We start from the raw sequence: 9,844 nt of genomic DNA on the forward strand, positions 1-9,844 counted from the left end.
GTGGGCCGAGCGCCCCGGCAGCGAAGCTGCCAAGAGCGGGAGAACAGGTGCCGCAGTCGAAGAGCAAGCGCTCGCGCTACACGCCACCGGCGCCGAAGAAGGCACCGCCGAGCAAGCTGTGGGTGCCGGCCACGATGTTCACCTGCCTGATCCTCGGCATCGTGGTGATCGGCGGGAACTACCTGCAGCTGCTCCCGGGGGGAGAGGCGAGCAACAATTTCCTCGTTGTCGGGCTCGTGCTCCTGATCTCGGGCTTCATCCTGTCCACATTCTTGCGATAAGGGCGGAACGTCCGAACCTCAGTCGTGTGATTTCGCACAGACTTTTCCACAGGTAGTGGATAACTGGTGTAACGGCTAGATCAGGCCCATGTCCTCCCGGCAGTGCCGCGGAGGGTCCGGGTCGTCGCCCTGGGCCGCCGTCATCGTCACCTCGGCCCCGCACACCGTGCAGCGGAACCTGAGGTTGACCGGCTTGATGTCGTCGGGGTCGGGCTCCGGCGGGGGCGCCACCTTGAACTTGCGCAGCATCGACGCGCCGATCACGTAGATCGTGATCCCCACCGTCAGCGCGAGCACCACGCGCAACACCCATCCGAGCATGCCCGCACATCGTCGCGCGCGACCGCAACCCGCTCACACCCGTTCGATGAGCGCGGCGTTGGCCATACCTCCGCCCTCGCACATCGTCTGGAGGCCGAACCGGCCGCCGGTGCGCTCGAGCTCGTGCAGCAGGGTGGTCATCAGCCGCGCGCCGGAGCACCCCAGCGGGTGACCGAGCGCGATCGCGCCGCCGTTCGCGTTGACCCGAGCCGGATCAGGATGCACCTCTCGCTCCCATGCGAGCACGACACTGGCGAAGGCTTCGTTGATCTCGATCAGATCGACGTCGTCGAGGGCGAGGTTCCCGCGCTCGAGCACTTTGGCGGTGACGGGGACGGGCGCGGTGAGCATGAGGACGGGATCGGAGCCGGCCAGTGCGAAGGCGTGGAACCGCGCCCTCGGGACGAGCCCGAGCCGGTTCGCGGCCTCCTCGCTCGTCACGAGCAACGCGGCGGCACCGTCGGTGATCTGCGACGAGTTACCGGCGGTCACCACGCCGTCGGCCTTGAACGCAGGCTTCAACGACGCCAACCGCTCGATCGACGTGTCGCGGCGGACGCCTTCGTCGACGACGAGCACCGCGGCCGCATCCTCGGTCGACGGCACGCCGACGATCTCACGCTCGAATCGTCCCTCGTCGGTCGCGGCGGCTGCCCGGCGGTGTGACTCGAGCGAGTAGGCGTCGAGCTCTTCACGCGTGAGCGCCCACTTCGCTGCGACCAGCTCCGCCGAGAGCCCTTGCGGGACCAGCCCGGGATAGCGCTCGTGCACCAGCGGGCCGAACGGATCACGGCCGGGCAGCAACGACGATCCCATCGGCACCCGGCTCATGCTCTCCACTCCGGCTGCGATGACCACGTCGTAGGCGCCCGCGATCACGCCCTGCGCGGCGAAGTGCAGCGCTTGCTGCGACGAGCCGCACTGCCGGTCGACCGACGTACCCGGTACCGAGTCGGGGAAGCCGGCCGCCAGCGCAGCATTGCGTCCGATGTTCAATGCCTGGTCGCCCACCTGCGAGACGCAGCCCATGATCACGTCGTCGACGAGCGCGGGATCGAGGTCGCTGCGTTCGACCAGCGCGCGCAGCACGTGCGCGGCGAGGTCCACAGGGTGCCGGCCGGCGAGCATCCCGTTCCGCCGCCCGAGCGGCGTGCGGAGAGCGTCGACGATCACCGCTCCGGTCATAGCCGGAGCTTGTCTAACGTGACCTTCATGCGCAACCTCGACAGGTCGCTCGGTGACGGAGGAATGCCACTCCTCGCCCAGCTCGGGCTCTCGTTCGAACGCTACGGCGAAGGCTGGGCCGAGGCCACCTGGACACCAACGGAGCTCGCGTGTAACCCCCTCGGCCCCGTGCACGGCGGCGTGTACGCGGTGGTGCACGACGCGGCGATGAACTTCGCGACGAACAGCGCACTCGAGCGGGGCGACCGCTCCGCGACCCTCGACCTCTCGTACCAGACCCGCCGCGCCGCGTCCGCCGGGACCGCGCTCAGCGTGCGCGGCGAGGTGGTGCAGCTCACGAAATCGGTCGCGTACGTGGAGTCGGTCATCTCGGACCCTGAGAACGGAGACGTAGTTTCGAAGGGCATGGCGACGTTCGCCGTCAGGAGATCCGAGCGCAGCGGATCGGCGGGGGAGGCCCGGTAACCTACCGCCACATGGCCGGCCCGAGCACTCGCACGGTCGCGCTCGGGCCACTCAGCAAGCGCATCCGCTTCGGATGGATACTCGAGATCCTCGGCGTCGGCGTGTGGTACGAGCTCTACGACCGCGCGCGCGACTGGGTGATGGGCACTCGCATCGACGCGTTCCGCAACGCGCGGGCCGTCACCCGGATCGAGGTCTGGCTCGGCATCTACCACGAGCGCAGCATCCAGCAGTTCTTCCTCGACTACCCGGCGGTGGTGTCGTTCTTCAACATCTACTACGGCACCGTGCACTTCGCGCTGCCGCTGTTCGCAGGCATCTACCTCTATGTGAAGTTCCCGCGGCGGTACGTGCGGTGGCGGAACACGTTCCTGTTCATCCTCGTGTTCGGCCCCGTCGGATGGCTCTTCTTCCCGCTCGCGCCGCCGAAGTACCTCCCCGAGCGGTACGGCTTCGTCGACACTCCTGCGGAGTACTACAACTTTGGCCCCCAGCGGCCCATCTTCTACGGGCCCGACGGAGAACCGAACGCCGCCACCATCGCCGAGTTCGGCAACCTCTACTCGGGCATGCCGAGCCACCACATCTCGTGGGCGCTCTGGGCCGTGCTCGCGCTGTGGCCGGTCATCCGGCGACGTTGGATCAAGGCGCTGCTCGTGGTCGACATGTTCCTCACCGTCTTGTCGATCGCGGTCACCGGGAACCACCACTTGATCGACGTCTTCGGCAGCATCGGCGAGGTCGCGCTCGCGTACGTGTGCGCGGTGGGCGTCGATCGCGTCTTCGACTGGCGGCGCGCGCGGCGCGCACGTGACGCGCCGGAGCCCGACGTGGTCGTCCCCGAAACCGTACCGTCCATGCAGGGGTCGGCCGGCGCATGAGCGAACACTCCAAGGCCGTCAAACAGAGCCTCTGGGCGCGACACGAGCAGGGGTTCCTCTACGCGATCGCCGCGATCACCTACATCATCCTCGGCGTCTTCCTCCGCACGTTCGTCCTCAACTGGGTGATCGGGCCGTTGTACCTCTTGTTCATCGTGTGGATCCTGCCCGACTGGATCCGCAACCACTGGGGAAGGGGCCGCAAGCGGTGAGCTGGGCTGCGCACGAGCTCGAGAGCTATGTGCTCAGGAAGCACATCCGCGTGCGCATCTCGTACCTCGCGATCCTCGCGGGCTGCCTTGCGCCCGACATGATCACGAAGACGTGGACGTACGGGTTCACCCTCGGCGGCACGCACTACGGTGCGAGCAACCCCGCGCAGTTCCACCGCGGTTGGCCGGGCGTGGGGTTTACCCACTCGCTGATGTTCGGCGTGATCATCGCGGGCGCGGTGCTCATGGTCACGAAGAACCGCGCGTGGTCACTCGGTCTGCTCGTGGGCATATGGGCGCACGTGCTCACCGACACGTTCGACTCCATCGGCACGATGTTGTTGTTCCCGTTCTCCACGCAGCACTTCAGCACCGGGATGTGGGCGTACGCAGCACAGCAGGGCAAGTACGGCGACGCGGCCGCGTACTACAGCAGCCTCGGCGGCGTGTGGGACGTCTTTTGGCTCCTGATGGTGCTGATCTCGTGGCGCGTGCTCACGAAGGACTACTTCCGCAAAGAGGTCATCCCCGAAGACCCGGCGTGGGGGTGGATTCGCCGGAAGTTCCGCATGCCGAACAAGGCGCTGCTCGCGTTCTACCGCGCCTATTTCTTCTACGCCGTGTGCCGGATCGCGGCGTGGACCATCTGGGCGCACGCGATCGACCACTCGCCGTGGGACCTGAGCTGGGGTGGGCCCTACTACGTGAAGAGGGCCTTCATCCCGCCGGGAGGCTGGGGCACGTCCCCGCTGGGGCTGGCGTTCGCGGGCGCGGCGTTCGCCCTCACGCTCGTGTTCCTGTGGACCTTCCTGTTCAAGCGATACTGGGACCGCGCGACCGACAGGCTCCCCGCGGTCACCGAAGCCGAACCGCAACCGACCTAGATCAGATCGGCCTGAGAGATTGGCGTGAGGAGACAACCATGTGCATGCAGTGCTTCTGGGGATTCGAGGCCGGCGTGACGGCGCTGGGCATCTGGCGGTATCAGCACGTGAAGCGCACCGCGCACCGCGATCTCGTGTTCGAGCTCGAAGAGGAAGAAGACTGGTTCGCGTTCGACGACGCGAAGCGAGCACCCGCGGACCTGGGTACCGCCGATCCGCAGCGAGCGAGCAATAGTTTGGTCTGAACCCCGTCATGTCGACAGCCGTGATCGCGCACCGAACCTGTCCTCGCGACGCGGCCGAGAACAGCCTCGAGGGCATCCGGCGCGCGGCGGAGCTCGGCGCCCACATCGTGGAGCTCGACGCGCGGTGCACGCGCGACGGCGTCCCGATCCTCATGCACGATCCCACGACCCTCCGCACCACAGGCGCCCCGTGGCTGGCGCGCTGGATCTCGTCCGAAACCGCGCGGGGGCTCCGCCTGCGCAAGAACGGCGAACCCGTGCCCACACTGTCCGACGCGCTCGCTGCACTCGGCCCCGGCTCCGTGCCTGGTCGGGAAGCCGGTCTCGGCGTCGCGATCGACATCAAGGATCCCACGGCCGGTCCGGCCGTCGTCGACGCCGTTCGTGTCGCCAACGTCGAGTCGCGCGTGCTGCTCTGGTCGCAGCACATGGACGTGGTGCGCTTCACCGCGCGCGCGGCACCCGACCTGGAGTCGGCGCTGCTCCGCGATACGCGCCATCCCGCTCGGCACCAGGAGTTCCTCGATGGCGCGGTCGAGGTGGGCGCGCGCGGCGTGTCGGCCCACTGGAACGCGCTCTCACCGGAATTCGTCGATGCCGCCGCCCAGCGGGGCCTCTCGGTCTACTCGTGGTGCAAGCGTCGCGCCGCACTCCACGAGAAGCTCGCGCTCCCGCTCGCCGGGATCGTCACCGACTGGCCCTCCGAAGTACGACTGGCGTTGGCCGGTCGCTGACGGCCATACGATCGGCGCTGCCGACCAGTCAGGAGGGAACAGCTATGCGCGTCGAAGCGTCACGGCCCGCGATGGAAGCGCGCACGGTGGTCGCCGAACCGTGGAAGCACGGCATCGTGCTCGGTCCGCACCGCGCTCGGTCGCTGCGCGACGCGCTCGGTGACGTCGCGCGCGCACTTCCTGAGCGCGTTGCGATCGGCGACGACACCCGCACGCTCTCCTACGAAGAGCTGCTGCGCGCGGTCGACAGCGTCGCGGCCGCAGTGCGAGCGGAACGAACCGGCACCGGAGCGGTCACTGTGGTCGTGGAGCACGGCATCGAAGCCGTCGTCGCCATTCTGGGGGTCATCACCGCAGGTCGGATCGCGGTACCCGTCGACGCGCGCGATCCACTCGATCGTCTCGCTGCGATTCACCACGACGCCGCGTCCTCGCTCGTCGTGACCAACCGGCGGTGTGTCGCCACGGCCCAGTCGCTCGCGGCCGGATCACCGGTGCTCGTCACCGACAACCTCGACCCCGAAGAACTCGACCCGGCCGGCTCCGTGCCCGAGCGGAGAGCAGGCTCCGTGCCCGAGCGGGTAACTGGCCCGGCCATGCTTCTGTTCACGTCGGGATCCACGGGCACGCCCAAGGGTGTCGCGATCGGCGGCGAGAACATCGTCGACAACGCTTTGCAGATCGCATACGTGCACGGCCTGGCGCCCGAGGACCGGATGTCCGTGCCGGGATCCCTTGCCTTCGGCGCGACGCACACTCGCATCTTCGCCGCACTCGTCAGCGGCGCACGGGTCTGCCTGTACGACCTGCGCGAGCGCGGCCCGAGTGACATCCCGGAGTGGGTGAACACGAACGGGATCACCGTCATGTTGTTCGTGCCCTCGGTACTCCGCGCGGTGCTCGAGTACGCGCCCCACGCACGCATGGACACCGTGCGTCTCGTCACCTTCGGCGGCGAAGCGCTCTACGGTCGCGACACGCGCAGTGCACGCTCGCTCTTCGGCCCCGACACCGTGTTCCGCAACCGTCTGTCGAGTACCGAGACGCACGGCATGGCCGGCCGGGTCGTGACCGCCGGCGACGACGAGCTCGACGGGATCGTGCCAGTGGGTGAGATCGAACCGTGGTTGGACGCGCGCATCGTGGACGACGACGACCAGGAGGTGCCCGACGGCGAACCGGGACGGCTCGTGGTGATCGGGCACCACTTCGCGCTCGGGTACTGGAACGACCCCGATCTCACCGCCGAGCGCTTCGTCGACCTGCCCGACGAGCGCCGTGCGTTCTACACGAGCGACCTCGTCCGCCGACTGCACGACGGCGCGCTCGCGCACGTGGGAAGAGCGGACGACCGCGTGAAGGTGCGGGGCGCGATGGTCAGCCCGATGGAGGCCGAACGCGCGCTGATGCAACTCGAGGGCGTAGCCGCCGCAGCAGTGAAGAGCACACCCGCCGCCGACGGCGGACTGCGACTGGTCGCATACGTCGTACCCGAGCGCGACGCGTCACCGAGTGCGTCGGCGATCCGGCGTGACCTCGCCGCCTTGGTGCCACCAACGATGGTGCCCGGCACCGTCGTGATGCTCGACGCCTTGCCGACCGGTTCCCGTGGCAAAGTCGACCGCGCTGCCCTCCCTCCACCGCCGATGGTGAACCGGCCGTACCGCGCGCCTGTAGGCCGCGAGCAAGACCTCGCCGACATCTTCGGTGACGTGCTCGGCGTCGATCGGATCGGTCTCGACGACGACTTCTTCGACCTCGGCGGCGACTCGCTCGCCGCGGTCGAACTGCTCGTGATGGTCGACGAGCAGTTCGGCATGCAACTGCAGCCGTCGACGTTGCTCGACGCGCCGACGGTCGCGCTGCTCGCACCGCTCCTCGTGCACCGGCGGCCGCGTGGTGGTCTGTCCACCGTCGTGCGCCTGACCGCGGCGTCAGAGCCAGGATCTCCGTTCTTCTGCGTCGCCGGCGGCGGCTCCCCGGCGATCACCCTCCGATCATTGGCCGAATCGCTGGCCGGCGAGCTGGGGGACGGCCGCGTCACCTACGGCATCCAGGCCCGGGGCCTCGAAGAGCGTTCGTTCCCCGACCACAGCGTCGAACGCTCGGCACGGCGCTACCTCGAGGAGATGCGCCGCGCACAACCGTCCGGGCCGTACTTCCTCGCGGGATATTCGTTCGGCGGCGTGGTCGCGTTCGAGATGGCGTGCCGGCTCGAAGCGGTGGGCGAACGCGTTGCGCTCCTCGCGATCCTCGACAGCACGGCGCCGGGAACCAAGCCGAACGCCGCAGAGCGCTTCGCGACGCGTGCCGACACGCTGCGCGACCAGTCGAGCGCCCACGCGCTGAGGTGGGCCGCCTCTTCCGCGGTTGCGCACGCGCAACGCGCGGCGGCGATCACCACGGCGGGACTCGTCCCGCGGCGCGGCCTGCGCCAGTACTACGTGTTCTACCGAGTGGCCTCGCGCCAGAGACGGCGCTACCGGCCGACGCACACCTTCGGCGGGCCCACGCTGGTGCTCCGCGCCACGGCCGAAGATCACGGCGAGCTCGGTGGCGACCTCGGTTGGTCGTCGTACTTGCGTCGTTCGCCGTCTGTGGTCGACGTGCCCGGAAACCACAACACGATGATTCTCCGGCCGCTCGTGTCGACCTTGGCCGCGGAGCTGAGTCGAGCGTTCGACGCCGCGTCGCGCTCGCCTACAGTCGCGGCCACGAAAAGAGCAGGGCATGTCCACTGAGGTTGGCCCCACGCGCCTCGACCTCGCACCCTGGGAGCGTGGGCTCGTGCTCACGGATCCCCGGCCGCGCTCCGTCCGCGACGCGTTGCACGAGGTTGCGCACGCGCGTCCCGACCACATCGCGGTCGATGACGGTATGCAACAGCTCACGTACGCGCAGTTCGTGCGAGCGACCGAACACGTCGCCCACGTCGTGCGCGCGGCAACTCCTGACCCGAACGAGCCGGTCACGGTCGTCGTCACCCACGGGGTCGACGCCGTGATCGCGATCGTGGGGGTGATCGTTTCGGGGCGCATCGCGGTGCCCGTCGACCGCCGCGATCCGGTGGAGCGGCTCCGCGCCGTTCACCAGGAAGCCGGATCGTCGCTGATCGTCAGCGATGCCGCGAGTGAAGACGCAGCACGAGCGGTGGCGCCCGACGGTCCCGTCGTGGTGCTCGACGAGGCGGCTCTCCGTTCAGGCACGGAGCCGGCTCTCCGTTCAGGCACGGAGCCGGCTCTCCGTTCACGCACGGAGCCGGCCGACGACGCGACCTCGCCCCGCGACGAGATCACAATCGATCCCGAGAGCTTGGCCATCCTCTTCTTCACCTCCGGTTCGACCGGCGCCCCCAAGGGCGTGCACCGGACCCACCGCCACGCGGTGCGGAACGCCTGCCGGCATGCCTACTCGCTGGGTCTCACACCTGCCGACCGCATCGGTCTCGAGGGCTCGCTCGGCTTCAGCGCCGCCTACACACGCGTGTGGACCGCCTTGCTGAACGGCGTCACGCTGTGCCTCTACGACGTGCAGCGTGAAGGCGCACGTGGGATCGCGGCGTGGGCGAACGAGAGTGGCATCACGATCACCGGTTTTGTTCCGTCGGTGTTCCGCGCCCTGGCTGTGGCAGCTCCCGAGGCACACGTGAATTCCATGCGGATCGTCACGTTCGGAGGAGAGGCCCTCTTCGGGCGTGACGTTCGGCGCGCGCGGCGCATGTTCGGTCCCGACACTGAGCTCCGGAACCGCATGGCATCCACCGAAGCCAGCACCGTGTGCACATGGATCGTCACGCCCGACGACGAGGCAACCGACGCGCCGGTCCCCGTAGGCCACGCGGAGCCGTGGCTCGAACTTCGGATCGTCGACGGCGCCGACAACGACGTTCCCGAGGGCGAACCCGGGACGATGGTCGTCATCGACGTCAACCTCTCCGCCGGCTACTGGCGCGACCCGCAGCTCACGGCGGAGCGCTTCTTCGCTCTCCCCGACGGCCGGCGTGCGTTCCGCACCAGCGACCGCGTGCGAATACGATCCGACGGCGTGCTCGAGCACCTCGGACGCGCCGACGATCGCGTAAAGGTGCGCGGCGCGATGACGAGCCCGAGCGAGGTCGAGCGCGCGCTCGTCGAGCTCGACGACATCGCCGATGCCGTGGTCGTCGCCTCGCCGACGGCCGAGGGCGGAACTCGCCTCGTCGCGTACGTCGTTCTGCGGGGCAGCGCGACCCCGAGCGGCTGGCAGGTGCGGCGGGACCTCGCGAAGTGGGTGCAGCCGCACATGGTGCCGAGTGTCGTCACGGTGCTCGATGCATTTCCCGTCGGCTCCCGGGGCAAGATCGATCGCGCCGCGCTGCCGCCGCCCCCCGATCCCGCGCTGCGCCCGTACCGCGAACCGGTTGGGCGTGAGCGGGAGCTGGCCGGCCTGTACATGCAGGTGCTGGGCCTCGATCGGGTCGGGCTCGACGACGACTTCTTCGAGCTCGGGGGCGATTCCCTCGCCGCGGTGGAGCTGATCGCCGCGATCGACGACCGCTTCGGCATCGCCCAGCTGGGATCCGAGGCCTGGCTCGGCGGCGAGGTCGGCGCCCGCGGCGAGCGATGGGGCCGCCTGCTCATGCGGCTCGACGCGCGCG

Annotated in this window: 11 protein-coding genes; 9 read left to right on the forward strand and 2 right to left on the reverse strand. The window is 68.9% G+C overall.

The features are described 5' to 3' along the window. The first annotated feature begins 47 nt into the window (after window positions 1-47). Window positions 48-281 (forward strand): cell division protein CrgA, encoded by a 234-nt coding sequence (locus tag WD271_06295; protein ID MEX1007438.1) that lies wholly within the window; start codon window positions 48-50, stop codon window positions 279-281. 75 nt (window positions 282-356) lie between these two features. Here the strand turns inward: WD271_06295 and WD271_06300 are convergent, their stop codons facing one another. Then, window positions 357-602: a hypothetical protein gene (locus WD271_06300; GenBank protein MEX1007439.1), complete on the reverse strand. Its 246-nt coding sequence runs from the start codon at window positions 600-602 to the stop codon at window positions 357-359. Window positions 603-635: 33 nt separating this feature from the next. Further along, window positions 636-1,787: a thiolase family protein gene (locus tag WD271_06305; protein ID MEX1007440.1), complete on the reverse strand. Its 1,152-nt coding sequence runs from the start codon at window positions 1,785-1,787 to the stop codon at window positions 636-638. A gap of 27 nt (window positions 1,788-1,814) precedes the next feature. Here WD271_06305 and WD271_06310 point away from each other — a divergent pair, with 27 nt between their 5' ends. The 8 genes from WD271_06310 to WD271_06345 form a co-directional block, all read left to right on the forward strand. Further along, window positions 1,815-2,252, forward strand: coding sequence for a PaaI family thioesterase (locus WD271_06310; GenBank protein MEX1007441.1), 438 nt, complete (start codon window positions 1,815-1,817; stop codon window positions 2,250-2,252). 11 nt (window positions 2,253-2,263) lie between these two features. Continuing rightward, window positions 2,264-3,133: a phosphatase PAP2 family protein gene (locus WD271_06315; GenBank protein ID MEX1007442.1), complete on the forward strand. Its 870-nt coding sequence runs from the start codon at window positions 2,264-2,266 to the stop codon at window positions 3,131-3,133. Next, window positions 3,130-3,345 carry a hypothetical protein gene (locus tag WD271_06320; protein MEX1007443.1) on the forward strand — a complete coding sequence of 72 codons (216 nt, stop codon included), beginning with the start codon at window positions 3,130-3,132 and terminating at the stop codon, window positions 3,343-3,345. The genes WD271_06315 and WD271_06320 overlap by 4 nt, the downstream gene beginning before the upstream one ends. Next, entirely contained in the window at window positions 3,342-4,229 is an 888-nt protein-coding gene (locus WD271_06325) for a metal-dependent hydrolase (protein ID MEX1007444.1), read from the forward strand. The genes WD271_06320 and WD271_06325 overlap by 4 nt, the downstream gene beginning before the upstream one ends. A gap of 38 nt (window positions 4,230-4,267) precedes the next feature. After that, window positions 4,268-4,474 (forward strand): hypothetical protein, encoded by a 207-nt coding sequence (locus WD271_06330; protein ID MEX1007445.1) that lies wholly within the window; start codon window positions 4,268-4,270, stop codon window positions 4,472-4,474. A gap of 8 nt (window positions 4,475-4,482) precedes the next feature. Then, window positions 4,483-5,208 (forward strand): glycerophosphodiester phosphodiesterase, encoded by a 726-nt coding sequence (locus tag WD271_06335; protein MEX1007446.1) that lies wholly within the window; start codon window positions 4,483-4,485, stop codon window positions 5,206-5,208. Window positions 5,209-5,252: 44 nt separating this feature from the next. After that, on the forward strand, window positions 5,253-7,949 hold the full coding sequence (locus WD271_06340) for a non-ribosomal peptide synthetase (protein ID MEX1007447.1): 2,697 nt from the start codon (window positions 5,253-5,255) through the stop codon (window positions 7,947-7,949). Next, window positions 7,939-9,844: non-ribosomal peptide synthetase (locus WD271_06345; GenBank protein MEX1007448.1), on the forward strand; the 1,906-nt coding region annotated here is incomplete at its 3' end. The genes WD271_06340 and WD271_06345, both read left to right, overlap by 11 nt.

Source organism: Acidimicrobiia bacterium, from assembly GCA_040880805.1.
GTDB lineage: Bacteria > Actinomycetota > Acidimicrobiia > IMCC26256 > DASPTH01 > DASPTH01.